Annotated in this window: 19 protein-coding genes and 1 riboswitch; of the genes, 7 read left to right on the plus strand and 12 right to left on the minus strand. The window is 56.4% G+C overall.

Annotated elements, in window-relative coordinates:
- The first annotated feature begins 169 nt into the window (after positions 1-169).
- Entirely contained in the window at positions 170-2,059 is a 1,890-nt protein-coding gene (gene uvrC / locus RBR60_RS06670; RefSeq protein WP_320355110.1) for an excinuclease ABC subunit UvrC, read from the plus strand.
- A 147-nt stretch (positions 2,060-2,206) separates the two neighbouring features.
- On the plus strand, positions 2,207-2,974 hold the full coding sequence (locus RBR60_RS06675) for a hypothetical protein (RefSeq protein ID WP_320355111.1): 768 nt from the start codon (positions 2,207-2,209) through the stop codon (positions 2,972-2,974).
- Positions 2,975-3,028: 54 nt separating this feature from the next.
- Here the strand turns inward: RBR60_RS06675 and RBR60_RS06680 are convergent, their stop codons facing one another.
- The 10 genes from RBR60_RS06680 to ribB all read right to left on the minus strand — a co-directional run bounded on the left by RBR60_RS06680 (position 3,029) and on the right by ribB (position 16,682).
- Positions 3,029-3,400, minus strand: coding sequence for a hypothetical protein (locus RBR60_RS06680; RefSeq protein ID WP_320355112.1), 372 nt, complete (start codon positions 3,398-3,400; stop codon positions 3,029-3,031).
- Positions 3,401-3,529: 129 nt separating this feature from the next.
- A complete protein-coding gene (locus tag RBR60_RS06685; RefSeq protein ID WP_320355113.1) occupies positions 3,530-4,660 on the minus strand; it encodes an acyl-CoA dehydrogenase family protein in 1,131 nt (376 codons plus the stop codon).
- Entirely contained in the window at positions 4,657-6,069 is a 1,413-nt protein-coding gene (locus RBR60_RS06690; protein ID WP_320355114.1) for a vWA domain-containing protein, read from the minus strand. Before RBR60_RS06690 ends, RBR60_RS06685 begins: the two co-directional genes overlap by 4 nt.
- A 16-nt stretch (positions 6,070-6,085) precedes the next feature.
- The gene (locus RBR60_RS06695) at positions 6,086-6,994 is read right to left on the minus strand and encodes a MoxR family ATPase (RefSeq protein ID WP_320355115.1); all 909 of its coding nucleotides are present in this window, start codon (positions 6,992-6,994) and stop codon (positions 6,086-6,088) included.
- Positions 6,995-7,132: 138 nt separating this feature from the next.
- On the minus strand, positions 7,133-8,788 hold the full coding sequence (locus RBR60_RS06700) for a PAS domain S-box protein (RefSeq protein WP_320355116.1): 1,656 nt from the start codon (positions 8,786-8,788) through the stop codon (positions 7,133-7,135).
- Between the two features lie 403 nt (positions 8,789-9,191).
- Positions 9,192-10,616 (minus strand): efflux transporter outer membrane subunit, encoded by a 1,425-nt coding sequence (locus RBR60_RS06705; RefSeq protein ID WP_320355117.1) that lies wholly within the window; start codon positions 10,614-10,616, stop codon positions 9,192-9,194.
- A 1-nt stretch (position 10,617) separates the two neighbouring features.
- Entirely contained in the window at positions 10,618-13,797 is a 3,180-nt protein-coding gene (locus RBR60_RS06710; protein ID WP_320355118.1) for an efflux RND transporter permease subunit, read from the minus strand.
- A 15-nt stretch (positions 13,798-13,812) separates the two neighbouring features.
- On the minus strand, positions 13,813-15,024 hold the full coding sequence (locus tag RBR60_RS06715) for an efflux RND transporter periplasmic adaptor subunit (protein ID WP_320355119.1): 1,212 nt from the start codon (positions 15,022-15,024) through the stop codon (positions 13,813-13,815).
- Between the two features lie 52 nt (positions 15,025-15,076).
- On the minus strand, positions 15,077-15,700 hold the full coding sequence (locus RBR60_RS06720; protein WP_320355120.1) for a TetR/AcrR family transcriptional regulator: 624 nt from the start codon (positions 15,698-15,700) through the stop codon (positions 15,077-15,079).
- A gap of 337 nt (positions 15,701-16,037) precedes the next feature.
- Positions 16,038-16,682 (minus strand): 3,4-dihydroxy-2-butanone-4-phosphate synthase, encoded by a 645-nt coding sequence (ribB, locus tag RBR60_RS06725; RefSeq protein ID WP_320355121.1) that lies wholly within the window; start codon positions 16,680-16,682, stop codon positions 16,038-16,040.
- 115 nt (positions 16,683-16,797) lie between these two features.
- A riboswitch (FMN riboswitch) is annotated at positions 16,798-16,951 on the minus strand.
- A 332-nt stretch (positions 16,952-17,283) separates the two neighbouring features.
- On the opposite strand from ribB, the gene RBR60_RS06730 reads away from it, so the two are divergent.
- Genes RBR60_RS06730 through RBR60_RS06740 form a run of 3 tightly spaced genes read left to right on the plus strand, consistent with a single transcriptional unit; the run spans position 17,284 to position 21,488 of the window.
- Positions 17,284-19,047: an ATP-binding protein gene (locus RBR60_RS06730; RefSeq protein ID WP_320355122.1), complete on the plus strand. Its 1,764-nt coding sequence runs from the start codon at positions 17,284-17,286 to the stop codon at positions 19,045-19,047.
- Positions 19,044-19,427, plus strand: a complete 384-nt coding sequence (locus tag RBR60_RS06735; RefSeq protein WP_320355123.1) for a response regulator — start codon at positions 19,044-19,046, stop codon at positions 19,425-19,427. The genes RBR60_RS06730 and RBR60_RS06735 overlap by 4 nt, the downstream gene beginning before the upstream one ends.
- A gap of 12 nt (positions 19,428-19,439) precedes the next feature.
- Positions 19,440-21,488 (plus strand): response regulator, encoded by a 2,049-nt coding sequence (locus RBR60_RS06740; RefSeq protein ID WP_320355124.1) that lies wholly within the window; start codon positions 19,440-19,442, stop codon positions 21,486-21,488.
- Between the two features lie 45 nt (positions 21,489-21,533).
- Here the strand turns inward: RBR60_RS06740 and RBR60_RS06745 are convergent, their stop codons facing one another.
- Together RBR60_RS06745 and RBR60_RS06750 are read right to left on the minus strand one after the other, a co-directional pair.
- Positions 21,534-22,715, minus strand: coding sequence for a PLP-dependent aminotransferase family protein (locus tag RBR60_RS06745; RefSeq protein WP_320355125.1), 1,182 nt, complete (start codon positions 22,713-22,715; stop codon positions 21,534-21,536).
- A gap of 47 nt (positions 22,716-22,762) precedes the next feature.
- A complete protein-coding gene (locus RBR60_RS06750; protein ID WP_320355126.1) occupies positions 22,763-24,877 on the minus strand; it encodes a Tex family protein in 2,115 nt (704 codons plus the stop codon).
- Positions 24,878-25,187: 310 nt separating this feature from the next.
- Here RBR60_RS06750 and RBR60_RS06755 point away from each other — a divergent pair, with 310 nt between their 5' ends.
- On the plus strand, positions 25,188-25,694 hold the full coding sequence (locus tag RBR60_RS06755) for a CinA family protein (protein WP_320355127.1): 507 nt from the start codon (positions 25,188-25,190) through the stop codon (positions 25,692-25,694).
- Entirely contained in the window at positions 25,691-26,581 is an 891-nt protein-coding gene (locus tag RBR60_RS06760; RefSeq protein WP_320355128.1) for an ABC transporter ATP-binding protein, read from the plus strand. The genes RBR60_RS06755 and RBR60_RS06760 overlap by 4 nt, the downstream gene beginning before the upstream one ends.
- Positions 26,582-26,595 lie beyond the last annotated feature (14 nt).

The raw sequence follows: 26,595 nt of genomic DNA on the forward strand, positions 1-26,595 counted from the left end.
GCCTGTGCCGACGAGTTTTGCCGCTTCCGCACAGGTCAAGAAGTTCCCGAATAAGATTGCGTCACGAACAAAAGCCCTTTGTACCGGAATGTTTGACCAGAAACCGAAATAGAATCGGTCATTTTTTTTGTGCAGAGTAAAGATCCGTGGACATGCGGGAGCTGTGAGCATGGAAGAAGCGTCCCACCACCGTGAAGAAGGGGGTTGCGAACCCCCGGAGCCGCCTCCCCTCATCCGGGAAAAGCTTGCCCAGGTGGCCACAGGGCCGGGTGTCTATCTGATGAAGGACAGCGAAGGTCGCATCCTGTATGTGGGCAAGGCCAAGAACCTGCGGCGCAGACTGGCCTCCTATTTCCAGCGCATGGACCGCCATCCCGTAAAGACCGGGGTGCTGGTGGCAAAGATCGCGGACTTTGACACCATCCTCACGGAAAGCGAGAACGAGGCCCTTCTTCTCGAGTCCACCCTCATCAAGCGTCACCGTCCCCGCTACAATGTCATCCTCAAGGATGACAAGCAGTATCCCTTTCTTCGCCTCGACCTCTCCCATCCCTTTCCAAGCCTTACGGTGGTGCGGAAGATCAGCCGGGATCAGGCCCGGTATTTCGGCCCCTTTTCCTCCGGTGGTGCTGTCCGGGAAACCCTGAAGCTGGTGAACAGGACCTTCCGTCTGCGTACCTGCAAGGACACGGTGATGCGTACCCGCACCCGACCCTGTCTCAACTATCAGATGGGGGTTTGCATCGGTGCCTGCTGCCTGGAGGTGGATGCGGCGGCCTATGCCAGAAACGTGCGGGAAGCCGTGCTGGTGCTTAAAGGCAAAACCCCGGTGCTGCTGACCAAGCTCCGCAGGGAGATGAAACGGGCGGCGGAGATGCAGGATTTTGAAAAGGCTGCGGAAATCCGGGACAAGCTCTTTGCCCTGGAGCGTACCCGGGAATCCCAGGTGGTGGTGGCCACGGATCTGGTGGACCGGGACATCCTTGGACGGGCCGAGGCTCCCGGCATGGGCATTTTTACCCTCATGCGGGTGCGGGCCGGGCTTCTTGTGGATACCCGCCATTTTGCCTTCCGGGAGACCCTGGCCGATCCCAGGGAACAGGTGGCCTCCTTTATCCGTCAGTATTATCCGGAGCAGCCCCAGCCTCCCCGTGAAATCCTTGTTCCCGAAGAGCCGGAAGATCTGGAAATCCTTTCCGAAGCCCTGCGTCAGTGGACGGGAAAGACTGTGCGCATCACAAAACCCTTGCGCGGGGAAAAGGTGAAGCTCCTTGAATGGGCGAAGAGCAATGCGGAAAAGGAGCTGGAAGAACGGCTTACCCTGTGGAAGGGGGATGAGGATCTTCTGGTGCGTCTCGGGGCCCGTCTCGGCATGGACAGACCGCCTCTGCGCATCGAGTGCTTTGACAACGCCAACATCTCCGGACAGAATCCCGTCACCGGCATGGTGGTTTTCATGGAAGGCAGGCCGGAGCGTTCCCTCTACCGCCGTTACAAGATCCGTCATGTGCCGGAGCAGGACGATTACGCCTACATGGAAGAAACCCTGCGCCGCCGGTTTGCACCGGAAAAGCTGGACGGCCCCCTGCCGGATCTGCTGCTGGTGGACGGGGGCAAGGGCCAGCTCAATGTGGCGGTGGATGTGCTGAAATCCATGGGGCTTTTCGGGGCCTTCGGCGTTGCGGCCATCGCCAAGATGGACACGGAAAAGGGTGAGACCGAAGATAAGATTTTTATTCCCGGCCGCATGAATCCCGTGAACTTTGGTAAAGATCCAGAACCCCTTTTTCTGCTCATGCGGGTGCGGGACGAGACCCATAAAACCGCTGTCACCTTCCACAGGAAACAGAGAATTCAGACGGGGCTGAAATCCCGCCTGGACGGCGCGCCTGGTGTGGGTCCGAAAAAAAAGGCGGCCCTTCTTGGGCATTTTGGCTCCTTTCGCAGGCTGATGGAGGCTTCCCCAGACGAGATCGCCGGGGTGGCGGGGTTCAGCATGGAGAGTGCAGGGCGGCTCCATGCCTTTCTGCACAGCCATGAATTTTTAGGTAGTTCCTGACAGACCTGGAACGAAAATCTGCTGCGTCTGGTCCGCCTGGCACAACGGTATCCCAAGGCGTCTTACTCTGGCAGGGACAAGGTTTTTTGAATGGTTGGGTTCTGGCTTTCGGCTAGAGGGGGGACGATGAATTTCTCAAGATTTCAAATGCTGTTCCTGGTGGGTCTCTTCTTCTGGGGGGTGGGGCATCCCTTCCTTGCCCTTTGCGGGGAAAACCGGCCTCTCGAAATCCTGACCTTCAGCTATCCTCCCTATATGGAGGAGGATGGCACAGGGCTCTTGCCCCGCATGATCCGGGAAGGGGCGGGGGACAGCCTGCCCGAAGTGGTGTTTCAGGTGTATCCGAGAAAACGGGTTCTTCAGATGTTCCACAGTGAGGGAAAGGGCGATCTGCTTTTTCTTGGAGAGAGCCGGTATTTTCCCGAGCTTGAGGGCAGTATTCTTGCGGAAGCCATTTTAAAGGCAAAAATGGTGATGGTGTACCGCAGGGCAGCTTTTCCGGATTTCAGGGCCTCAGGCCTGGAGGATTTTAAGGGCTACCGTATTGCCACTTCCCTGGGCAGCAATTTTTCGGAGCTTTTCCGCGCTGTGGGCATGGTGGTGGAAGAATCCAGGATGGAAAATAACCTGCGTAAATTAAAGGCGGGTCGGGTGGACTTCTGGCACACCGTGGACATCACAGCCCTTGAAATGATGGAAAAGGAATTTCAGGGTGTGGACAAGGGGTTTGCGGTCTGGGAGCATAAACCCCTTCTTGTGATTGAGCTGGTGTCCCGAAAGGAAGGCCCTGCGGCAGTGTTTCTGGAAACCTTTGGCAGGGCTTTCCGGGAATTCAGGGCAAAGGACGGAGACCTGCGGATTCTTGAGGATTTTTATGGCAAAGGTCGGGTGCCCGCAGAGGTGAGAATTCCGTAGGATGTGAAAGCTCCGCCTGCCTGGCAGGGCAGAGCTTCGTTCGGGAAAAAGGAATCAGGGGAGGGCGTCCAGACGGGCTTCGGCCTCTTTCAGGCTATGTACGGGAATGATGTCGTAGCTTGGCCATACTGCTGAGCCCTGCTCAAAGCGGAAGTGCCCCTTGCACTGGTGCATGGGGCTGATGCGAGCCACTGCCCGGACGCCGCTGTCCCAGAGAATCTCCTGAATTTCCTGCATGAAATTGTCGTTGAGATCGGTTTCCATGCAAAAATCACGCAGGTCACTGATGCAGGTAAAACCCTGACGCAGACGCTTGACCTCCTGCAGGACGCGGACCTCAATCTGCTGGGTTTCTTCCTTGCTGAGAATCCGACCCAGGGTGAGGTAAAGCCGATTCTTCTGAATATCCGTACGGACCTGATACACGCTTTTTCCTTTTTGCTGAAAGGGTGGAACAAGGGCGTATGCATGAATTAAGGATAGGCATGCTTGTGACGGATTTTTTCTTTTTTGTCAAAGAAGATCCGTCTCCAATATCCGGAAAGTTCGGGTTTTTCAGAATGAAAGAAGGGCGGCTCCCGCCTGTTCCTGGCGGATACGGGCCACATTGGCGGCAATGACGCCGGATTTTTCCATGTCCTTAAAAAGGATTTCCGTATCCTCTGCAAGGGAGGCTCCGGCCATGACTGCGCGCAGATCCTTCAGGATGTCTGCGGCCAGGTGACGTATGGCAAGGTTGAGGTTGCCCGCCACAAAGGAAGGAGGTGCGCTCTGCGCTGCCCGGCAGGCCAGGGAGGAAAGGGCTGCAATGCGGGCCTGACTGAGACCCATGGCTTGTTTCAGGGGGAGAGGATCCAAACCCTTGAGATCCCGGCAGCAGCGTAAGAGAAGGGCTGCCAGCCCGCCCGCCACAGCTCCGGCCATGAGGGCATCTTCCACACCCCGGAAGGGTTTGGCCAGCATGTCAAAGGCTTTTCCCTCAGGACCCAGGAGAGCGGCATGGGCGACATCCACCCCATGGAGATCCACTTCCCCGTGGGGAGCGGGTCGGAAAAAGGGCAAAGGCCCCAGGTCCCTCACTTCAAGGCCCGCACTCTCCCCAGGCACAAGAAAGGCGGAAAAGGCCTTTTTCCCCTTTTCTTCTCCGGTTACGGCCATCACAATGAAAAGCCCTGCAAGGGGGGCATTGGTGATGAAGGTTTTCTTTCCGGAAATCCGCCAGCCCTCGGCGGTTTTTTCAGCCCTTGTGGCAAGCCCTTTGGGATGGGCCCCGATACCTGGCTCGGAGATGGCAAGGGATGCGGTGAGACTGCCTGCGGCAAGGCGGGGCAGGAGGGCGGCTTTCTGTTCTGTCGTTCCCAGTCCTTTGATGGCAAAAACCGCTGTGAGGTGATGAAGGAGAACGGAAAGAGCAAGGCCCGGACAGGCGGAGGCAAAGGCGATTTCAGCGGATACGGCGGCAATGTCCCCATATCCGCCCCCAAGTCCGCCGGAGGCTTCCGGAATACCGATGCCAAGGATGCCGCTTTTTCCGGCCCTTGTCCAGACTTCCCCGGGCATGGGATGGCTGTTGGCGATGTCGGGAAAATCGTTGAGAATGTGGGAGGCAAAATTTCCAGCCAGGATGCGCAGATCCTGTCGGGTGTGGGGAAAATCCAGAAGGCTGTGAAAGGGATTGGGGCTCACAGTACCAGTTCCTCAATAAAGGTCACAAGCTGGTTTAAATTGCGGCAGGGCCGGACTTCGTGACAGTGGGCCTTGTAGGTGAACATTTCCGAATCCCCCGTACTCCAGGTGGTGAGAGGTTCGGGGTTGAGCCAGATGATCCTGCGGCAGCGATCCCGCATTTCTTCCAGAATCTCCTGATGAGGGTTCTGGTAATTGCTCCGGGCATCTCCGATGATGAGCAGGGTGGTCTTGGTGGAAAGCTCGTGCATGTGCCTTTCCCGAAACCGCACAAAGCTTGCGCCGTAGTCCGTGAGCATGCGGGTGTCGATGCCGGATTCGGAAAAGACCTTTTCAATGGCTTCGTTGACGGGGTTGGCCTTGAAAAGGGGGGTGATGTCCGCCACATCGGAGACAAAGGCAAAGCTTTTCACCCCATTGAAGCATTCCTGAAGGGAATAAAGAATGGCCAGCATGAAGCGGGCCGCAGACCAGACCGAGCCGGACACATCGCAAAGGGCCACGATCTTGCCTTTACGCAGGGGCTTGTCCCTGAAATGCAGTTCCAGGGGAACGCCCTGGAAACGGCCCGCCCGTCTCAGGGTTTTGCGCACATCGAGCATCCCCTTGTTGCGGGAGGCGTACCGCCTTGTGGCCATGTCTTTGAGTTTACGCACCAGACGGTCCGTGACCTCCTTTGTGCGTTCCATTTCAGTGGGGGTCAGGGTGGCAAAGGGTCTTTCCCCGATTTCCTCAAAGCGCGGGTCCGTACGGTTCACCTGTCGCAGGGCCACGTTGTCCGGCCTCTTGTCCCGGGTCAGAAGATCAAAGGAACGGTCCAGCATCTTGGAAAAATAGGCATCGATTTCCCTTTTGGTGAAGGGATCTCCGGGTGCGTCCAGCTCTCCTGCCAGTTGCAGGGCTTTCTGGCGGATCTGGTTGATTTTCAGCATCACGGAAAGGCGGTTGGAGAGCTGGCCCATGTTGGACTTCACCTTGATGGCCAGGGAGCGTTGCTCCACGAGGTTGTGGATTTCCTGCACCTCGTTGAGAAAGGCTTCCGGGTCGCCGCCCAGATAGTCGAGGAGGTTCTGAAGGGCTTCGGCCTCATCCCCCAGATCCTCCCGGATCTTTTCAAGGATTTCCTTCACCCGCTTCTGCTTGGGTGTTTCCGGATTCTCGCTGTCTTCTTCCTGAACATCGTGAAAGGAGGTACGCAGCTCATGGAAAAAGAGGTGGTAGATTTCCAGGAAACGGGGCTGGTCCCTGCGGCTTTTCACAAAATTGGCCATGAGCAGGCTGCGGAAGGCTTCCTCGTCCGTTGCGTCAATGAAGCGGAGCTGGGACATGCAGTCAATGACTTCAAGGGGGGAGACCTTGAGCCCCGCCGCCCGGCAGCAGGCGGAAAATTTGGTGATCATGTCGAGCATGGAAGGCCCTTTCCGCTCAGGCGATGACCGTTTGCAGGCGTTCTTTCACCAGTTCCGCGTCACTTTTGAACTTCACCAGCATGTTCAGGGTGGAGGCCAGCACTTCCGGGGTGATGGTGTCCGCCTGAAGCACCATGAGGGAGCGGGCCCAGTCCAGGGTTTCGGAAATGCAGGGACGTTTTTTAAGATCCAGCCCCCTCAGATTGGCAACGGTGCGCACCAGCTTGTCGAGGAGAATCTCTTCGATGCCGGAGATTTTCATGCGCACGATTTCCTTTTCCGTCTCAATGGCGGGGTAATCAATGAAAAGATGGATGCAGCGCCGCTTGAGGGCATCACTCATGTCCCGGTAGTTGTTGGAAGTGAGGATGACAAAGGGAATGGTCTTGGCCCGGATCGTGCCGATTTCCGGGATGGAGACCTGAAAATCGCTGAGAAGTTCCAGAAGAAAGGCCTCAAACTCCGGGTCGGACTTGTCCACCTCGTCGATGAGCAGGACCACGGGCTTTTCGGACTGGATGGCTTTGAGCAGGGGCCTTGGCTGGAGAAAACGCTCGGAGAAAAAGGCGTCTTCCTGCTCGGAGATCTTTTCCACGGCCTCGGCCAGGGTGTCGGCCTCTTCCACCACGGAATGGATTTTGTCCCGCACCATCTGGGTGTAGAGAAGCTGCTTGGCGTATTCCCATTCATACAGGGCCTTGGCCTCGTCCAGCCCTTCATAGCACTGCATGCGGATGAGGGGGCGGTCCATGCACAGGGAGATGGATTTGGCAAGCTCGGTTTTGCCCACACCTGCGGGGCCTTCCACGAGGATGGGTTTTCTGGTGGCGGCCGCAAGAAAGACCACGGTGGCGATTTCCGTGGAGGGGATGTAGCGGGCTGCGGAAAGGGCTTCTGTTACGTGGGCGACGCTCCGGAATTCCATGAAGCTTCCTTATGCTATGAGGGGTCACAGGAAAAATGCACCTGTAAAGGTTTCCAGGTCTGGGGATCTTGAAGTCCTAAGGACTGGAAGCCCTCATATCAGGGAGGGGGAAAAAGGGCAAGGATTGGATGCCTGGGGTCAGGTCAGGGGCAGATAAATAAGAAGGGAAGCCCCGGGTCTGGTTTCGTCCGGAGGCTGGGCCAGAATATGTCCGCCATGCTGTTTGATGACCGCATAGGCAAGGGAAAGCCCAAGGCCTGTGCCCTTTCGGGTTCCTCGCTGTTTGGTGGAAAAATAGGGATCAAAAATTCTGGAGAGGTTTTTTTCCTCAATGCCGCTGCCCGTATCCATGAAATGGATGCAAAGATAATCTCCCGGAGTGAGCAGGCAGAGGTTTTCGCCCGGATCCGAATCTCTGGCGCTGACACCATGGACCTGAATGGTCAGGATGCCGCCTTTGGGCATGGCGTCCAGGCTGTTTTCCAGGATAGCGGCAAAGGCTTCGGTCAGCGCCTTGCGATCCATGGGCAGGGAGGGAAGGATCACGGGAATATCCATGAGAAGGCGGATGGCGGGGGGCAGGGGGCCTACCATGTCCAAAGCCTGCTGGAGGCAGGCGCGGATCTGGCCCGGAACCCGGACGCCGGTGTCTGCATCCGCCAGAACCAGCATTTTGCGGGTGATGTTTTTCAGTTGGGAGGTGGCGGTTTCAATGCGATTCAGGATGGTGACAATGCCTGGGGGCAGGTTGTTTTCAAAGGCCGCCAGGGAAAGATTGCCCGTGATGGCAGAAAGAAGGTTGTTCACATCATGCACCAGTCCGCCAGCAAGGGTTTTGAGCATGTCAAATTTTTCGCGTTTGCTGCGTTCGGCTTCCAGGCGTTTTTTGATGGAAATATCCCGGATCACCGCCTGAATGAGGGCATTGTCCGTGGTGATCACCTGGCGGGCGTTGATATCCACTTCCAGGGTGCCTTCGTCCTTGTTGAGGAAGGTTTCAATGCGGGCTTCCCTGCCTGAGGCGATCTGAGTCCTGGCGTCCTGTATGCGCCGGTGTTCCGCTTCCGGAAAAAGATCGCAGGCCTGCCTGCCGGTGAGATCTTCCTGGTCAAGGCCGGTCAGTTCTTCGGCTTTGCGGTTGGCCTTGAGGATACGGCCCCTGGCATCCAGGAGAAGAATGGCGTCATTGCTCTGGGCGAAAAGATCCCTGAACTGTTTTTCACTGTGGCTTAGGGCCTTTTCCGCCCGACGCAGGGCTTCCTCCATGACCATTTCATTGGAAACCGGCGTGAGAACGCCCGTGGAAAGGGTGATTCCATCCTGGGGAAAGGTTTCAAGCCTTGCCTGATCCTTGAGCCAGATGCAGGAACCCTCGGGAAGACGTACTTTGTAGATGGCCTCGGATGCGCCCTCTGCGATGTTCCGGTTCCGGAGAACCCTGCGATCCTGGGCCAGGTCTTCGGCTTCCAGTTTCTGCACCCTTGCCCCGTCATCCTGATCCTTTTCCGGATAAACCTTTTGCTCCAGAACAGCGGTGCGGAAGGCTTTGGCCAGGGTGTCCGGTCGTGCGGAAAAGAGCTTGCAGAAACGTGGATCTGCAAATTCATACCAGATATCTGTTTTGTCATCCTTCCAGGCGGCCACATAATGAAAAACCGGAAGATCCATGGAAACCAGCATCGGAGAGGCGGTGAGCAGGGCCAGGAGACGTTTTTCTAGCTCAGGGGAACAGGTATGGCCGAGAATCCTGCCTGCATAGGAGGTGTCGGGCAAGGGTTTGGCGCTGGAAGACATGGAAAACTTCCTTTGGGTAAGCGGTTGGTTGAAAAGGGCTTTTTTCAGAACGCAGGCAGCCCGGCATGGAAGTCTGCCAATCCGGAGAGCAGGGGAGGGAGGATTGCCTGCTGTGCTTTCCGCATGGAAGAACAAAATTGTGACTGGCCTTGTATCATAGTGCAAGGTTGGCAGGAGGGCAAGGAATCCTTTTTTGGGTCTGACCTCTGCATTTTTTGGTTGTAAAGCTTGGGTTGTGGAAAGTTGGGGGGATTTTTTACCGGCCACTGTGTTCAGGGGATCCTGAGTGGGGGCAGGGAGGTTTTGTTCTGGCTCTCCTGGCCAAGGCCAGCGAGAAGAGGCATTTTGAAGGGGGGTTGCATCCGCATCCAGGATGGTGGGGATGCAACCCATGGGTATGTCTTTATTCGGGTTTTTCAGGGAACATTTCACCTGCACCGCCGCCAAGGGCCGCGTAGAGCTGCACCTGATTGGCAAGCCTTGCAAGGCGGGTGGCGATGAGTCCCTGCTGGGCGCTGTACAGAGAGCGCTGGGCATCCAGCACACTGAGGTAGGTGTCACTGCCTTTCTCGTACCGGGCATTGGAAAGCCTGTAGGTATGGGAAAAGGCTTCCACAAGGGATTCCTGGGCCTTCATCTGATCGCCCAGCGTGCCTTTGCGGGCCAGGGCATCGGCCACATCCCGGAACGCCGCCTGAATGGCCCGTTCATAGCGGGCCACGGCGATTTCCTGCTCCACCTTACTGGCCTCAAGGCCGGACCAGGTACGGGGATGGAAGATGGGCACGCTGATGCTGGGCGAGAAACTCCAGGTATCGGATCCGGAACGAAAAAGGCCGGAAAGCTCACTGCTGGCCGTACCGATGGAGCTGGTCAGGGTGATGCGGGGAAAGAAGGCCGCCCGGGCGGCACCGATGTCCGCATGGGCGGCTTTCAGCATGCTTTCCGCCTGAAGAATATCCGGCCTCTGGAGCAGGACTTCGGACGGGGTGCCAAAGCCGCCTTCCTTAAGGGGATGCAGGGAGCTGAGGTTTTCCGGCAACAGGGTTTCATCCACAGGTCTGCCCACAAGAAGGTGGAGGGCATTGAGATCCTGGGCGGTCAGCTCCGTGAACCGGGCCACATCCAGGCGAGCACTTTCCACGCGGGTCTGCACCTGCCTGAGATCCAGTTCCGGCGCAAGCCCCACTTCAACGCGGCGGCGAATCAGCGCCTGGGAAGCTTCCTGGGCCTTGAGGGTGGAGCTGGCGAGATGCAGGTTTTCCCTGTCCATGGCAAGGGTGAGATAGGCTCTGGCCACTTCGGAGATGAGCATGAGCTGCACACTGCGCCGGGCCTGTTCTGTGGCCAGATATTCTTCAAGCGCCCGCTGTTCCAGGCTTCGGAGGCGTCCGAAGAAATCCAGTTCCCAGGCGGTGATGCCCAGCTCCAGACCGTACTGTTCAGCGGTCATGGAACGGCCTGTACTGGAAAGATCCGCAGGCACACGCTGCTGCGAGCCCCTGGCTCCCCCATGCACGGAAGGCAGGAGATCACTGCGCTGGATATGGTGAAGGATGCGCATTTTTTCCACAGAAAGGGCAGCAATGCGCAGATCCCGGTTATTGTCCAGGGCAGCCTGGATCACCTGCTGGAGTTTGGGATCCGTGAAAAAGGATTCCCAGGGTATGGCTCCTGTGACTTTTTCATCCAGGGATTCGGGATAAGCCGGTCCCTGGGGCCAGTCCTTGGGCACCGGGGCTTCGGGCTGGTGATATTCGGGAATCAGGGAGCAGGCGCTGAGAAAAAGCAGCGCAGGCAGTATCAGTAATATCAGAGGTCTTTGCATATCAGTGTCCCTCCGAAGGAATGGGCTGGTCCGTCAGGGCCTGTGGGATGGTAGCAGCTTCTTTTCTGCCCAAAAACCGCACAACCACGACGTAGAACAGGGGAATGAAGAGAATGGCCAGGGTGGTGGAGGTGATCATCCCTCCCAGAACACCGGTGCCGATGGCGGTCTGGGCCCCTGCGCCAGCCCCTGAGGCCAGAGCCAGAGGCAGAACGCCAAAGCCAAAGGCAAGGGAGGTCATGACAATGGGCCGAAGACGCAGGCGGGCCGCTTCCAGGGTGGCTTCCACCAGGGGTTTGCCCTCCTGCATGCGGACCATGGCGAACTGGACAATGAGGATGGCGTTTTTGGTGGTAAGGCCCAGAACGGTGAGAAGGCCGATCTGAAAATACACGTCATTGGGAAAGCCCCTGGCCATGGAGGCAAGGACGCCGCCGATGACACCCAGAGGCAGAACCAGCATGATGGCCACGGGCACGGTCCAGCTTTCATAAAGGGCGGCAAGGCAGAGGAAGATCACAATCATGGAAAAAGCGTAAAGAAGGCCGGTCTGGGATTTTGCCATGCGCTCCTGAAAAGAGATGCCGCTCCAGTCAAAGCCAATGCCCGAAGGCAGGCGATCCACTATTTCCTCCATGGCCTGCATGGCCTCCCCGGTACTCGTTCCATGGGGGGCTTCCCCCCAGATATTGATGGAAGGAAAGGCGTTGAAACGGGCCAGCCGTGGCGCGCCATGGGTCCAGCGGCCGGAGGCGAAGGCGGAAAAAGGGGTCATGGTGCCGCTTTCATTTCGAACATAAAGGCGGTCAATGTCGCTGGGCAGCATGCGGTGTTCGGCATCTGCCTGAACAAAAACCCGTTTGACCCGGCCAGCCTGAATGAAGTCGTTCACATAGGCGCTGCCAAAGGCTGCGGAAATGGTGGTGTGGATGCTGTTGATGGGCACCCCGAGGGTTCCGGCCCGCTCCCAGTCCACATCCATGCGGTACTCAGGCACGTCTTCCATGCCATTGGGCCGGACCCGTGTGAGGCGGGAATCCTGGGCAACCATGCCCAGGAGCTGGTTTCTGGCATCCATGAGTGCGGCATGACCCAAGCCCCCCCGGTCCTGGAGCTGAAAGTCAAACCCTCCGGCCTGCCCCAGTTCTGTCACCGCAGGCGGTGCAAAGGCAAAGACCTGGGCATTGCGGATGCGGCTGAAGCGTCCCATGGCCCGTCCGGCAATGGCGTTTACCTTGAGATCCGAGCGATCCCGCAGATCCCAGTCTTTCAGCTTGATGAAGGCCAGGGCCATGTTCTGTCCACTGCCGCCAAAGCTGAATCCGGACACAGTGAGGATGGAGGCCACGGCTTCCTTTTCGTCTTCAAGGAAATAGGCGCGTACCTCGTCCATGACCTTTTCTGTCTGTTCCATGGTGGAGCCCGCAGGAAGCTGGGCCTGGACAAAAAGGATACCCTGATCCTCGTCCGGCAGATAGGCCGTGGGCATCTGCAGGAAAAGCCAGCCCAGAGCGCCCACCAGAAGGACGTAGATAAAGAGGTAACGGAATTTCTTGCGGATCATTCTGCCCACCCAGGCCTCATATCGGTCCCGGATCCAGAAAAAAAACCGGTCAAAACCCCGGAAAAAGGGTCTGAACAGGAAAAAGGCATGATCCGAGGGTTCATGCCCTTTTGGCACCGGCTTGAGAATGGAGGCGCAGAGAACGGGGGTGAGGATGAGGGCCACCACCACGGAAAGGAGCATGGCGGCGATGACGGTGACGGAGAACTGCCGGTAAATGACGCCGGTAGAACCACCAAAAAAGGCCATGGGCCCGAAAACCGCAGAGAGTACAAGGCCGATGCCAATGAGGGCACTGGTGATTTCCTTCATGGATTTTCGGGTGGCTTCCATGGGCGAAAGGCCTTCTTCCGCCATGACCCGCTCCACGTTTTCCACCACCACAATGGCGTCATCCACCAGAAGACCAATGGCCAGTACCATGGCAAACATGGTGAGCATGTTGATGGAGTAGCCAAAAAAACTCAAAACGGCAAAGGTGCCGAGAATGACCACGGGCACAGCCATGGTAGGGATGAGGGTGGCCCGGATATTGCCCATGAAAAGGTACATGACAAGGAACACAAGAAAGATGGCCTCAAAGAGGGTTTTCACCACCTCGTTGATGGCCACCCGGACAAAGGGCGTGGTGTCGTAGGGATAAATCACCTTGACACCAGGGGGAAAATAACCCGAAAGCTCCTCCATTTTTTCCCGTATGGCCTTGGCCGTATCCAGGGCATTGGCCCCTGCGGCCTGACGGATGGCCATGGCGGCGGTGGGCTTACCGTTAAAGAGGGCGTTGGCATCATAGCGTTCTGTTCCCAGCTCCGCAGTCCCCACATCCCGCACCCGGACGGTGGAGCCGTCGGTCCGGACACGTAAGGGAATGGATCCGAACTCCTCCGGCGTCTTAAGAAGGTTCTGGACAATGATGGAGGCGTTCATCCGTTGCCCCTGCACCGCAGGCAGGGCACCGAACTGACCTGCCGAGATTTCCACGTTGTAGGATCTGAGGGCAAGGATGACATCTTCGATGGTGAGCTGGTAATCCGTGAGTTTTTCCGGATTCAGCCAGATCCGCATGGCGTACTGGGTGCCGAAACTTTCCACCTCACCCACGCCCGGAACCCTGGCCAGAACCTTTTCCACGTTGGACTGGGCATAATCCCGGAGATCATTGCCGTCCATGCTCCCGTCTTCGGAAATCAGCCCCACGATGATGAGATAGTTTCGGGTGGATTTACTGACTTTCACGCCCTGACGCTGCACCACATCCGGAAGGCTGGCCATGGCAAGCTGGAGTTTGTTCTGCACCTGGGACCAGGCCAGATCCGGATCTGTCCCCGGCGCAAAGGTCAGCTCCACCCGGCCTGCACCGGAAGAGTCGCTGGTGGAGGCCATATAGAGGAGCTTGTCAAAGCCCGTCATTTTCTGTTCGATGATCTGCACCACGCTGTTTTCAACGGTTTCCGCCGAAGCACCGGGATAAAAGGCTTCGATGGCGATGGAAGGCGGTGCAATGGGAGGATACTGGGAAATGGGCAGGTTATGGATGGCCAGTCCACCCGCCAGCATGATGACAATGGCGATCACCCAGGCAAAGACCGGGCGATCCAGGAAAAAATTGGATAACATGACCGAGCGCTCCCTTTAGGGCTGGTTGGCGGTTGTCAGTTGGGATATTGCCGGCTGCTGCGTGCTCTCCCGGAGAAGACTTGCGGGAACGGGTTCCACCTGCATGCCCGGTCTTACCTTGAGAAGACCTTCCACAATGAGACGGTCTCCGGGGGCCAGCCCGGAGGTGATGAGCCACTGATCCCGGATGGCGCGGTTGAGCACCAGAGCGCGCTGCTGCACCGTATTTTTTTCATCCACCACGAGGGCCACGGGTTCTCCCTTGGGATTGCGGCCTACCCCCTGCTGGGGAACAAGAATGGCCTGATCCGTTGTTCCCTCCTGGATGACAGCCCGTACAAACATGCCGGGAAGCAGCACATGGTCGGGGTTGGGCACCACAATCCTCAAGGAAAAGGAGCTTGTGGCCGGGTCCACGGTCACATCCCGGAACTGCAGGCGGCCTTCCAGGGGATAGGGTGTTCCGTCTTCCAGAAGAAGACGCACGCGGGTGCTCTTTTCCTTATCCTCATTGAGCAGGCCACTTTGAAGACTGCGGGTGAGGCGCAGCAGTTCCGCGGAAGACTGGGTCACATCCACATAAATGGGATCCAGCTGCTGCACCGTGGACAGGGCCGTGGGCTGATAGGCTGTCACCAGGGTTCCGGTTCTGGCCTGGGTGCGGCCGATGCGTCCGGGAAAGGGCGCTTTGATCCGGGTATAATCGAGATTGATGCGGGCCGCATCCACAGCGCTTTTCCAGTAGGCGATCTCCGCCTGCACCTGGAGCAGGGCCGCGGATGCGTCTTCATAGTCCTGATGGCTGACGGCATTATCCTGCAGAAGATCCCTGTAACGCTCTACCCTGGACCGGGCGGGCGGAAGATTGGCTTCAGCCTTGCCAAGGGAGGCTTTGGCCGACTCATGGGCCACCTGGAAGGGGGAGGGATCGATCTGGTAAAGGATCTGTCCTTCCTTGACATCCGTGCCTTCCTCAAAAAGACGTTTCTGGATCATGCCGTTGATCTGGGGCCGGATTTCCGCAATCCGGTAGGCGGAGGTGCGTCCGGGCAGCTCGGTGCTGAGGGCAAGGGTTTCATGCTGAAGGGTCAGTGTGCCGACCTCCGGAGGGGGCGGGGGCTGGGAAGAGGGTTCACTGTAACTGGTCTGACATCCTGCAAGGAGCAGAACCCAAAAGAGGAGGCAGAGGCCTCCTGACAGAAGACGGGGAAATTGACTGGGGTACATCCACAACCTCCGGTTGGGGTAGGGGGGAAGGAAAACTGGAACCTTTAGGGTTTCAGGAAACAAGCAGGCCTTTAAAGAGTATATCGAGAATGGTGCCCGGATTTTCGGGGTAAGGGTGTTCTTCGGGCTTTTCCAGCCAGAGAAGGAGAAAGGCGTCAAGGATGTTGTCCATCACCACGGCGAGGGTGAAGGGCGGAGCAATTTCCCGGAAAATTTTTTCCCGGATTCCACGGGCAAAGACTTCGGCCACCTTTTCCAGAAAAAGGGTATACCGTGCCCGTACTTCCTCATCGAGGCCAGCATTGAGATTGAAACTGGCTCCCTTGCTCTCCGCAAGAAACAGGCGAACAAAGGCAAGGTTTTCACGGAACATGTCTCCTTTGGCCTGGATATAGCTGCGGAGTTTTTCCGTTACAGGTTCGGCTGCATCCAGAGCCTGGGTAAAGGCCAGATCAAAACGGTCACACTGATCGAGAACCATGGCCTTGTAGAGGTCTTCCTTGTTCTGAAAAAATTTGTAGAGGGTACCGATGGCAAACTCGGATTTTTCGGCAATCTCCTGCATGGAGACATTGTGGTATCCCTTTTCGGAAAAAAGGAGCAGGGCCGCATCCAGCATTTCCTGACGCTGCCGGATTTTTTCCCTTTCCCGCCGGGTGAGGGGGGGCTGGTCCATGACAGATCCTTTCTTTTCAGAATCCTGAAGTTAAAACGAACGTTTGCTCTTGTATGTATAAGAAATAAAACCAGAATGTTTCAGACATAAGTGAATCTGACGTCACATTATAGAAGAAGATTTTTCATTGTCAATTTTTTTATTGCCCCCAAGGGAAAAGTCCCGGATACCAAAGGGATGGAAGGGAAGAAAGGCGCAGAACGGTGGGCTGGGTTCTTTCAGGGCGAAAAAGAAGGGCCTGAAGTCGGAAAAATCCGGCTTCAGGCCCCGGCATGGACAAGCTGGGAGGTTGCCCTTGGGACGAGTCCCAGGGGGGACTCGGGGAGGGGAAATTTTTTTAGCCTGCGCAGTGCTGACGCCAGGAGACAATATCCTCCACCGTGAGTACGGGCAGGCTGTGGGTTTCCCCGAAATCCATTATTTGGGCAAGTTGCGCCATACTGCCGTCGGGATTGGTCAACTCGCAAAGCACACCGCAGGGTTTTAAGCCTGCCAGGCGCATGAGATCCACTGTGGCCTCCGTATGCCCCCGGCGCTCCAGAACGCCGCCGGGTCTTGCCCGCAGGGGAAAGACATGACCCGGACGGTTCAGGTCTTGGGGTTTTGCATCTTCTGCAATGGCTGTGTGAACGGTTCTCACCCGGTCGCTGGCAGAAACACCCGTGGTGACGCCTTCGGCGGCTTCAATGGAAACCGTGAATGCGGTCTGATACGGGCTGGAATTTTTCTCAACCATGGGAGGAAGCTTCAGAGCGCGGATTTTTTCATCCGTTAAGCAGAGACAGACAATGCCGCTGCATTCCCGGATGAGCATGGCCATTTGTTCGGTGTTGAGGGTTTCGGCGGGAAAGATGAGGTCGCCTTCGTTTTCACGATCCTCGTCATCGGTGACAAGGACGCCGTTTCCTCTCTGGAGGGAGGCGATGGCGTTTCGCATACGTTCCACGGAATCGCCAAAACGGGTGGACAGGTTCTGATTCATGGTAAAACTCCTTTTGAGAAATAACAGGTTACCAGAATCAGGGCACAGATGAAGACAGCCGTCTGCACGCGCAGAACAGCCGACGCAGGCGCAAGGCCCTGCGAAGGGGTGACTGTCCTATCCTCTTTCATCCGGACTGTGACCGTCGGCTCCGGCTTTTCACCGGATCTGCTGACCTCCTTCACGATCATAAAGGAGCGCTCGCGGGCTCCCCGGATCAAGACCGGGATACCGCCGGTGGGGAATTTCACCCCGCCCTGAGAATAAGCAGCCCCAACCAAGTCGTTTTTTTTCTCCGTGTCAAGGGAAAAAGGTATCCCCGAAAAACCCGCAGGCCCGCCATTGACGGCCGTGGTTTTTTCAGCGCATGCCATGGATGAGACCTTTGGGCCTGTTTCTTTAAAGAGAGTTTTTTTTTCAGACGTTTATGAGGATATCTGAGCCTGGTCATGGGAGAGAGGCCGTTGGGTTTGAGACCAGAAATCTGCGCTGCCATGGAAAAAGACAGTTTTTTCTTTCTTCTATGGTCAAGGCGTTTTATGCTTTTTCATAATCATGCGGCACAATACAGCTCTCAACCTGCACGGATGGAGGAGACCTCATGGACAGCGCTTCCAGGTTCCAACGCCTCTCTGAACCCGCCTGCAATCCGGGGCTGCTCTTTTTACGGTTTCTTTTTATTTTCTTGGGGATTACCGGGATGGGGTTTGGAGAAGCCCATGCGCAGGTGGTGCGGGTGGGCGTGTACGAAAATCCTCCCAAGATCTTCACGGAAGAATCCGGAAAAGCGGCTGGAATTTTTATTGATATCATCGAATACATCGCAGGCAGGGAGGGCTGGCGCCTGGAGTATGTTCAGGGCGGTTGGGGCGAGGGGCTCGACAGGCTGGAGCGGGGCGAGATTGATCTCATGCCCGATGTGGCCCAGACAGCGGACCGGGAGAGACTTTTCAGCTTTCACAAAGTGCCGGTCATGTCTTCCTGGTTTCAGGTTTATACGCGCAAGGACAGTGCCATTAAAACCATGGAGGATCTGGAAGGAAAACGCATTGCCGTTCTGGAGCGCTCGGTGCAGCATGCGGCCTTTCAGCAGCTTGCGGATGGATTCGGCCTCACAATCACGCTGCTTTCCCGGCCGGATTACCAGAGTATTTTTGAAGCGGTTGTGGGAGAGGAGGCGGATGCGGCTGTGGCCAACAACTTTCTGCTGCTGACAGCAAGGCAGATGGGGCTTGTGGATACCAGCATCCTTTTCAGTCCCTCTAATCTGTACTTTGCCTCTCCCAAAAACAGGCAGGAATCGCTTCTCGCAGCCATTGACACCCACCTTCTGCTTCTCAAGCAGGATCACCAGTCGGCCTATTACCGATCGCTGAAATACTGGTCTTCGGAGCGGGTGAAATTTGTTTTTCCCGCCTGGGCAAAAATCGCAGGCCTTGGGGTGGGGCTTGCCCTTCTCGTCAGCCTTGGGGGAGGCTTTGTGCTGAAACGTCAGGTGAATGCCAGAACCCGGGAGCTTTTTCTGCGGAACAGGGAACTGAACGCCATGTATGAGGAGGTGAAAGACAGAGAAAGGGCCCTGCGGGAGTTGAACGCCAACCTGGAAAGCCGGGTCAGTCAGAGGACGGAAGAACTGAAAGAGGCCAAGGAGCGGGCCGAATCGGCGGATCGGCTCAAGTCCGCCTTTCTGGCCAGCATGTCCCATGAGCTGCGTACGCCGCTTAATTCCATCATTGGATTCACAGGCATTCTGCTCCAGGGCCTCGCCGGGCCCCTCAATGAAGAGCAGCAGAAACAGATGCGCATGGTGCAGGTGAGTTCCCGCCACCTCCTGGCTCTGATCAACGATGTGCTGGATATTTCCAAGATTGAGGCCGGGGAGCTGCGCCTTGCCTTCTCTACCTTTGGACTTCCTGGGGCCATTGAAAAGGTGGTGCGTGTGGTTTCTCCCATGGCCGAGAAAAAGGGGATCGGGCTGAAACTGCACATCGGAGAAGATGTGGGCGAGGTCTGCACGGACCAGCGTCGCCTGGAGCAGGTTATCCTGAATCTTCTCAGCAACGCCGTCAAGTTCACGGACAAAGGCTGGGTGGAAGTGATATGCACCTCCGAGGGCGCCTTTTGTGTTCTGGCGGTGAAGGACACAGGCATAGGTCTGAAACCCGAAGAAATCCCCGAACTTTTTCAGCCCTTTTATCAGAGCGACACCGGGCTTGCGCGTAAGCATGAAGGGACGGGGCTGGGGCTTTCCATCTGCAGGAAACTGATTGCTATGATGGGGGGAAGCATTGATGTGGAAAGTCAGTGGGGGAGTGGCAGTACCTTCACCATCCGTTTTCCCAAACAGGCGGGAGGCCTGATATGAGCAAAACCTTGCTGATCATTGAAGACAATGAACATAATTTTTACATGATGCGATTTCTCCTGGAGAACAAGGGTTTTACTGTCATTGGCGCGGAAAACGGACGAAAGGGGATTGATGAGGCCCTTCGCCATAAACCGGAAGCCATTCTTCTGGATATTCAGCTTCCGGAAATGGATGGCTATGCTGTGGCTGCGGAGCTGAAAAAGCACGCGCTGCTTGCGGATGTGCCGATCATATCCGTCACCTCCTATGCCATGGTGGGCGACAAGGAGCGTATCCTTGCTTCGGGTGCCACAGGATATATTGAAAAACCCATTGACCCGGAAACTTTTGTGGAAGAGGTGATCGCCTACCTCAGAAAAGACGGCGAAGAGACTTAAAAGGGGGCGTCCATGAAGGTTCTCGTTGTTGATGATCATGAAGAAAACCTTTTTTTGCTGATAAGCCTGTTAAAAGGGCACGGATATACGGTGATTCAGGCCCGGCATGGGCAAGAAGCCATGGAGGCGCTTGAAAAAGAAGGTGTGGACCTGATCATCAGCGATATTCTCATGCCGGTGATGGATGGGTTTCAGTTGTGTCGCAAGGTCAAGGCTGACCCCCGGCTGCGCCAGATTCCCTTTATCGTCTATACGGCCACGTACACAGGTCCCCAGGATGAGGCCTTTGCCCTGAAAATCGGTGCGGATTGTTTTATCGAAAAACCCTGTGAGCCGGAGATTTTCATGAAGACCGTGCAGGAGGTGATGGGGCGGTCTGTACGTGAAATCAGCGCAATACCTCTGGCGGATGAGGGGGAGGTTTTTAAGCTGTACAGCGAACGCCTGGTGCGGAAGCTGGAGCAGAAAATGCTGGAGGCAGAAGGAGAACTTGCGCGGCGTCTGGAAACGGAAAAAGCCCTGCGTGAAAGCGAGAGACGACTCATCACAGCCCAGCAGATTGCAAAGCTTGGGGATTTCACATGGGACCTTGAAACCGGAGCCATCACAGCCTCGCCGCCTCTTTACGCCCTCCTTGGGTATGAGACAGGGGAGGTTTTTGATTATGACAGAGTGAATGCCAGCATACATCACCCTGAGGATCTGGAAAGGGTGCGGCAATGGGTGGAGGCCTGCATTGCTTCGGAAGGTGAGGAACTGACGCCCAATGAGTACCGGGTTTTACGGAAGGACGGCGAGGTCCTTTTTGTTCGTACCCAGGGCATCCTTTTGCACAGGGAGGGAAAAAAGCCCTTGGTCTTTGCCACGGTGCAGGACGTAAGTGAACGTAAAAAGGCGGAACAGGAAAAGGAAAAACTACAAGCGCAGTTGTTTCAGGCCCAGAAAATGGAGTCCATCGGTCGTCTTGCCGGTGGGGTGGCCCACGATTTCAACAATATGCTGGGGGTGATCATGGGGTATGCGGACCTTGCCCTCATGTCTCTTCAGCCAGGCGATCCCCTTTGGGCGAAACTTGAGGAGATCCGCAATGCGGCCGCTCGTTCTGCGGAGCTGACGCGCCAGTTGCTGACCTTTGCCCGCAAACAGACCATCACGCCCAAGGTTCTTCACATCAACGCGGTTGTGGACTCCATGCTCAAGATGCTGCGGCGTCTTCTGGGAGAGGAGATCCATCTGGACTGGCTTCCTGGCAAAGATCTCTGGCCTGTGCTCATGGACGCATCCCAGGTGGATCAGATTCTTGCCAACCTCTGTGTGAATGCCAGGGACGCCATAGATGGCGTGGGTCGGATCAGCATTGCCACCAAAAATGTTTTTTTTGACGATGCGGATTGCATGCGGCATGCGGACTTTGTCCCTGGGGCCTACGTTCTTCTCACGGTCAGTGACACGGGCTGTGGTATGGATAAAGAAACCCTGGACAAGATTTTTGAGCCCTTTTTCACCACAAAAAGCCTGGATAAGGGGACGGGGCTGGGCCTTGCAACGGTGTATGGAATTGTGAAGCAGAACAATGGGTTCATCCATGTTTATAGTGAGCCGGGAGGGGGAAGCACCTTCAGGATCTATCTGCGCAGGCACGAAGGCGCCCTGGATCCGCCTGCCAAGAAAGCCTCTTTGTTTCTTCAGAGTGGCAACGAAACCATCCTGCTCGTTGAGGATGAACTGGCTTTTCTGCAGATCACCACCACCATGCTCCAGAACCATGGGTACAGGGTGCTGGGAACCCAGCATCCCAGCGAAGCCCTGAACATCGCAAGGGAGTACAAGGAGACCATTCACATGCTGATCACGGATGTGGTGATGCCCGGCATGGCGGGTCCGGATCTCGCAGGGCAGATCCGGGCCATCCTGCCGCAGATCCGCTGTCTGTTCATGTCCGGATTCACAAAGGATATCATCACCCATCGCGGAATCCTGGAAAGTCAGAGCTTCTTCATCCAAAAGCCCTTTTCCATGCGGGATTTTGTCATGAAGGTGAGAGCCGTGCTGGACGAATAGCCCAGAAAAAGCCCTTGGGACTATCCCGAAACCATTGTAAGGCTGTCACAGCAGTTCTTTTTTTACCGCTGCCCCCAGTCTTGCCATACCTGTATCAATGCCTGTTTCGTCCACGCAGGAAAAATTGAGCCTCAGGGTATTGACTTCCTTTCGGTGGGTATAGAAGGGATCTCCCGGCACAAAGGCCACCTTTTCTTCAATGGCCCGGTGGAACAGGGACATGGCGGAAAGTCCCTGGGGAAGTGTCATCCAGAGGAACATACCACCTTCCGGTCGGGTACACTTCACCTCTTTGGGGAAATAGGCTTCCATGCTCCGGAGCATGGCAAGACGCTGACGGTCATAGACCTTGAGAATGGTCGCAATGTGGGTGTCCAGATCATTTTCGAGGAAAAACTGGCGCAGGATGCGTTGACCGAAATACTGGGTATGAAGATCCGTTGCCTGCTTGGCCACAATGAGTTTGTCCATGATGGCATCGGGCGCCACAATCCAGCCAATGCGCAGGCCCGGTGCAACCACTTTGGAAAAGGAGCCCAGCATGACGGTTTGTTCCGGAAGCCTTTGGGCAAAGCTTCTCTGGTGCTTGCCTGTAAAACGCAGCTCCCCATAGGGATCATCCTCAATGAGAAGGGTGTCGGAACCCTGGAGTACCCCGGCTACTTCATCCCGGTTGGCGTCGGGATAGGTGATGCCCGAAGGGTTCTGAAAGTTGGGAACCACATAGAGAAGCTTGGGTTTTTCCTTTTTCAGCATCTTGGCCAGGGCTTCGGTGTCCATGCCTTCTTCGGATACGGGAACGGGATGGAATCGGGCCCTGTATACGGAAAAGGCCTGAATGGCGCCGAGATAGCCCGGCTCCTCGATGGCCACAGGATCTCCTTCGTTGAGAAGGATTTTGCCCATGAGGTCGAGACCCTGCTGGGATCCACTGGTGATGAGGATATTTTCCACCTTCACCTCAAGGCCCTTTTTCTGCCTGTAACGCTGGGCGATCATTTCCCTGAGTACGATATCGCCTTCGGAGTTGGCATACTGGAGGGCTTCTTTTCCTGCGGTTTCAAAGACCCGGTGCGTGGCCTCCTGGAGGGCGGCCACAGGAAAAAAATCACGGTTGGGCAGGCCGCCCGCAAAGGAGATCACCGCAGGGTCAATGGCCACCTTCAGGATTTCCCGGATAAAGGACCTTGGCACATCGGAAATGCGATCGGAAAAATGGGTTGTCATGGCAAACCTCATGGATAAGGGATAAGGCTGGCCCGCAAGACTTCGGGTCAGTCTGTGGGATTTTTCATTGAAAGAGAAATTCTTTTCCGGGGGGCATCCACATCCATGACCCGCACCATCACCCGCTGGCCCACTGTGGCCACCTGGTGGGGGTCTTTTACAAAGCGATCTGCCATCTGGCTGATATGCACCAGCCCATCCTGGTGTACGCCCACGTCCACAAAACATCCGAAGTTGGTGACATTGGTGACAATGCCCGGAAGCTTCATTCCGATTTTCAGGTCTGTAATGGCATGCACATCCGCAAAACAGAACAGGGAAAAGCCCTGCCTGGGATCCCGCCCCGGTTTTTCGAGTTCCCCCAGAATATCCCTGAGGGTGGGAAGCCCCACATCCTCCGTCTGGTAGGCTTCAAGCCGGATTTTTGCACGTCGGCCGGAGTCTTTCATGAGATCCGCCACATCGGCCCCCAGATCCTTTGCCATGCGCTGGACGAGATCGTAGCGTTCCGGATGCACAGCACTGGCATCCAAAGGATTGCTGCTTTCCGGGATTCTGAGAAAACCTGCGGCCTGCTCAAAGGTTCGCGCTCCCAAACGGGGAACTTTCATGAGGGATTTCCGGTCCTGAAAGGGACCGTTTTCCGTTCGGTACTGCACCACAGCCTTTGCCAGTTTGGGCCCAAGACCCGCCACATAGGAAAGAAGGGGAGCGCTGGCCGTGTTCAGGGTCACCCCCACCCGGTTCACGCAGGAGGAAACCACAGCGTCCAGGCGCTGTCGGAGAAGGTTGGGATCCACATCATGCTGGTATTGCCCCACGCCAATGGCTTTGGGGTCGATTTTAACGAGCTCGGAAAGAGGGTCCATGAGTCTGCGGCCGATGGAAACAGCGCCCCTGATGGTGAGATCCTTATCCGGGAATTCCTCCCTTGCAATGTCAGAAGCCGAATACACCGAAGCCCCGGCTTCGTTCACCAGAACAAGGGGGATGGAAAGGCCAAGCTTCCGGAAAAAAGTTTCGGTCTCCCGGCCTGCGGTGCCGTTTCCGATGGCAATGGCGGAAACCGGAAAATGCTTTAAGAGTTTCCGGATAAGGACTTCCGCCTCCCTTTCCCGTTCAAAGGGATGGATCAGGGCATCGGCAACCAGGGCGGCGCTGGCATCGAGCACCACAACCTTGCAGCCTGTACGGAATCCAGGATCCACGGCCATCACGGGTTTGCTTCCCAGAGGCGGGGCCATGAGCAAAGCTTCCAGATTGGTGGCGAATACCTGGATGGCCTCCAGATCGGCTTTTTCCCTGAGCAGCTGTTTCAGCTCCGGTTCCAGGCTGGGGGCCAGGAGGCGTTTCCAGGCATCCAGAGCCGCCTTTTCCACTTCCAGGGAAGTTTTGTTTTTTCTGCGGACCACTCTGGCAAGGATGCGGGCAGTGGCTTCTTCCGCATCCGGCCGGATGGTGATGCGGAGAAATCCTTCGCGTTCGCCGCGGAACATGGCGAGGATCCTGTGACCGCCTGCGCGGGTGGCCATTTCCCCATGATCAAAATAATCCCTGAAAGTGGCGCCTTCGTTTTCCCTGCCCTTGACCACAAGGCTTCGGATCTGGGCTTTTTTTGAAAAAAGATCCCGGAGTTCCGCGCGGATGCGGGCATCTTCACTGATCTTTTCCGCAAGGATATCCCGACTCCCAGCCAAGGCGGCCTCGGCGTCGGGAACCCCTTCCTTTATATAGCGCCTGGCTTCTTCCAGGGGATCCAGGGTGTCGGACTGGGCCCAGAGGACTTCGGCCAGGGGGTCCAGTCCCTTTTCCCTGGCCATGGTGGCCCGTGTCCTGCGTTTGGGGCGGTAGGGCAGGTAAAGGTCTTCAAGGATGGCGAGATTTTCTGCGGCCTGGATATGGGAAAGGAGGCTTGGATCCTCGATGCGCTGCTCAGCAAGGGAGGCGAGTACGGTCTGCCTTCTGGCTTCGAGCTTCTGATGCGCCTCCAGGTAATCCAGAATGCCTGCGATCTGGACTTCATCCAGGCCTCCGGTTTTTTCCTTTCTGTAGCGGGCCATGAAAGGGAGGGTGGCACCTTCGGCAAGCAGATTTTCTACGGCCATGACTTGGTTTTTCTGGATGCCAAGGCTTTTGGCGATGGTTTCATGGATGCTTTTCATGGCGTCTTCCTGATCAGCCGCTGGATGGGTGGGGAGGGGCTTTCCCTTGACGGTGGAGAATCTACGCCATGGCGTAGGGGAATGCAAGGAGGCTTTGGACGCATAAAAGAACTTGTCATGGAAGGAGGGGGTGGAGTAAAGGGTGGGCAGGCCCATACTGGTCTCATTTTTTTCCCGGCCTGTACGTACTTTACCCCATGGTTCAGGACCAGGAGGAGGAAAACATGGAGACCGTTCTTTCAGGAAAGTTGAATCCCGGAAGATCGGGCGCATCCCCCTGATTTTTTCTGCATGCCACGGAGGTTTTTGTGTGAACCCAGGCACCCATGACGCGGCCATCCTCGCGGAAAAGTTAGCCCTTCTTCTCACCCGGAGAGAAAAAACCCTGGCCCTGGCGGAAAGCTGCACCGGCGGGCTTATGGCTCATCTTTTCACGGCCCTTGCCGGAAGTTCGGCCTATTTCAGGCTTTCTGCGGTGACCTACGCCAATGACACCAAGGAGAAAGTGCTGGGCGTGCGGCGGGAAACCCTCCATGCCCACGGTGCGGTAAGCGAGGCTGTGGCAAGGGAGATGGCTGTGGGCGCACGCAGGGTGGGTATGGCGGATTTCGGTCTTTCCACGACTGGGATTGCCGGGCCTTCCGGCGGAACGGAGACAAAGCCCGTGGGCATGGTCTGCATTGGCCTCTGTACGGCCCAAAGCCTGCAATCCTGGTGTTTGATCCGGGATACGGGAGAAAGAAAGGCCAACCAGAGGCTTTTTGCCGCCCTGGCCCTGGAACGGCTTTACCACTTCATGCTGGAGGAAAGTTCATGAACGTACCCGTACTTGAGGTGCGGAATCTGGTGAAACATTTTGGCAGGGTGGAGGCTGTGCGTGGGATTGATTTTGCCATTCAACCCGGAACCTGTTTTGGACTTTTAGGCCCCAATGGCGCTGGAAAAACCACTACCATTGAAGTGATTGAAGGCATTCTTTCCCCCACATCCGGAGAAATTCTCTACAAAGGCAGGCCCAGGGGGCGGGCGTTCCGGGAAGAGGTGGGCATTCAGCTCCAGAGTACGGAGCTGCTGGTGTTGCAGACCGTGCGGGAAACCCTTGAGGTCTTTCGGAATCTCTACCGCCGCAGAGCTCCCCTGGAAGAGTTGATTCATACCTGTCAGATCCAGGATATCCTGGACAAGGACAATGCCCGCATATCCGGCGGTCAGAAGCAACGGCTGCTTTTGGCCATGGCCCTTGCCAATGATCCGGACCTTATTTTTCTGGATGAGCCCACAACGGGGCTGGATCCCCAGGCAAGACGTCATCTCTGGGAAATTGTGGGGCGGATCAAGCGCCTGGGAAAAACCCTGGTACTCACCACCCATTATATGGAAGAAGCGGAAATCCTCTGTGATGAGATTGCCATTGTGGACGCAGGCCGTATCATTGCCATGGGTAGCCCCAGGGATCTTCTGGCGACCCACGGAGATGGAGCGGTGATCAGCCTCGGAGCAGACGCCCTGAAAGGCCGTATGCCCGAAGCCTTTCCCTGGTCCCTGCGCCAGAGCGAGGCGGGGCTTTCCATTCATACCCGGGATGCCGGAGAAACGCTGAAGGCCCTGGTGGCGCTGGGCGCAGACCTTGATCATCTTTCGGTCCGATCCTTTAACCTTGAGGATCTTTTCATTGCACTCACGGGCCGGGAATTGCGGCCTTAGAACCTTCGGGAAGG

Origin of the sequence: Desulfobotulus sp., from assembly GCF_034006065.1 — a bacterium.
In the GTDB taxonomy this organism is placed as follows: Bacteria; Desulfobacterota; Desulfobacteria; order Desulfobacterales; family ASO4-4; genus Desulfobotulus.

Bases quoted from the DNA above. Each gene is read 5' to 3' on its own strand.
- uvrC (WP_320355110.1), top strand. From the start codon at position 170: ATGGAAGAAGCGTCCCACCACCGTGAAGAAGGGGGTTGCGAACCCCCG.
- RBR60_RS06675 (WP_320355111.1), top strand. From the start codon at position 2,207: ATGCTGTTCCTGGTGGGTCTCTTCTTCTGGGGGGTGGGGCATCCCTTC.
- RBR60_RS06690 (WP_320355114.1), bottom strand. From the start codon at position 6,069: ATGCTCGACATGATCACCAAATTTTCCGCCTGCTGCCGGGCGGCGGGG.
- RBR60_RS06695 (WP_320355115.1), bottom strand. From the start codon at position 6,994: ATGGAATTCCGGAGCGTCGCCCACGTAACAGAAGCCCTTTCCGCAGCC.
- RBR60_RS06700 (WP_320355116.1), bottom strand. From the start codon at position 8,788: ATGTCTTCCAGCGCCAAACCCTTGCCCGACACCTCCTATGCAGGCAGG.
- RBR60_RS06705 (WP_320355117.1), bottom strand. From the start codon at position 10,616: ATGCAAAGACCTCTGATATTACTGATACTGCCTGCGCTGCTTTTTCTC.
- RBR60_RS06710 (WP_320355118.1), bottom strand. From the start codon at position 13,797: ATGTTATCCAATTTTTTCCTGGATCGCCCGGTCTTTGCCTGGGTGATC.
- RBR60_RS06715 (WP_320355119.1), bottom strand. From the start codon at position 15,024: ATGTACCCCAGTCAATTTCCCCGTCTTCTGTCAGGAGGCCTCTGCCTC.
- RBR60_RS06720 (WP_320355120.1), bottom strand. From the start codon at position 15,700: ATGGACCAGCCCCCCCTCACCCGGCGGGAAAGGGAAAAAATCCGGCAG.
- ribB (WP_320355121.1), bottom strand. From the start codon at position 16,682: ATGAATCAGAACCTGTCCACCCGTTTTGGCGATTCCGTGGAACGTATG.
- RBR60_RS06730 (WP_320355122.1), top strand. From the start codon at position 17,284: ATGGACAGCGCTTCCAGGTTCCAACGCCTCTCTGAACCCGCCTGCAAT.
- RBR60_RS06735 (WP_320355123.1), top strand. From the start codon at position 19,044: ATGAGCAAAACCTTGCTGATCATTGAAGACAATGAACATAATTTTTAC.
- RBR60_RS06740 (WP_320355124.1), top strand. From the start codon at position 19,440: ATGAAGGTTCTCGTTGTTGATGATCATGAAGAAAACCTTTTTTTGCTG.
- RBR60_RS06745 (WP_320355125.1), bottom strand. From the start codon at position 22,715: ATGACAACCCATTTTTCCGATCGCATTTCCGATGTGCCAAGGTCCTTT.
- RBR60_RS06750 (WP_320355126.1), bottom strand. From the start codon at position 24,877: ATGAAAAGCATCCATGAAACCATCGCCAAAAGCCTTGGCATCCAGAAA.
- RBR60_RS06760 (WP_320355128.1), top strand. From the start codon at position 25,691: ATGAACGTACCCGTACTTGAGGTGCGGAATCTGGTGAAACATTTTGGC.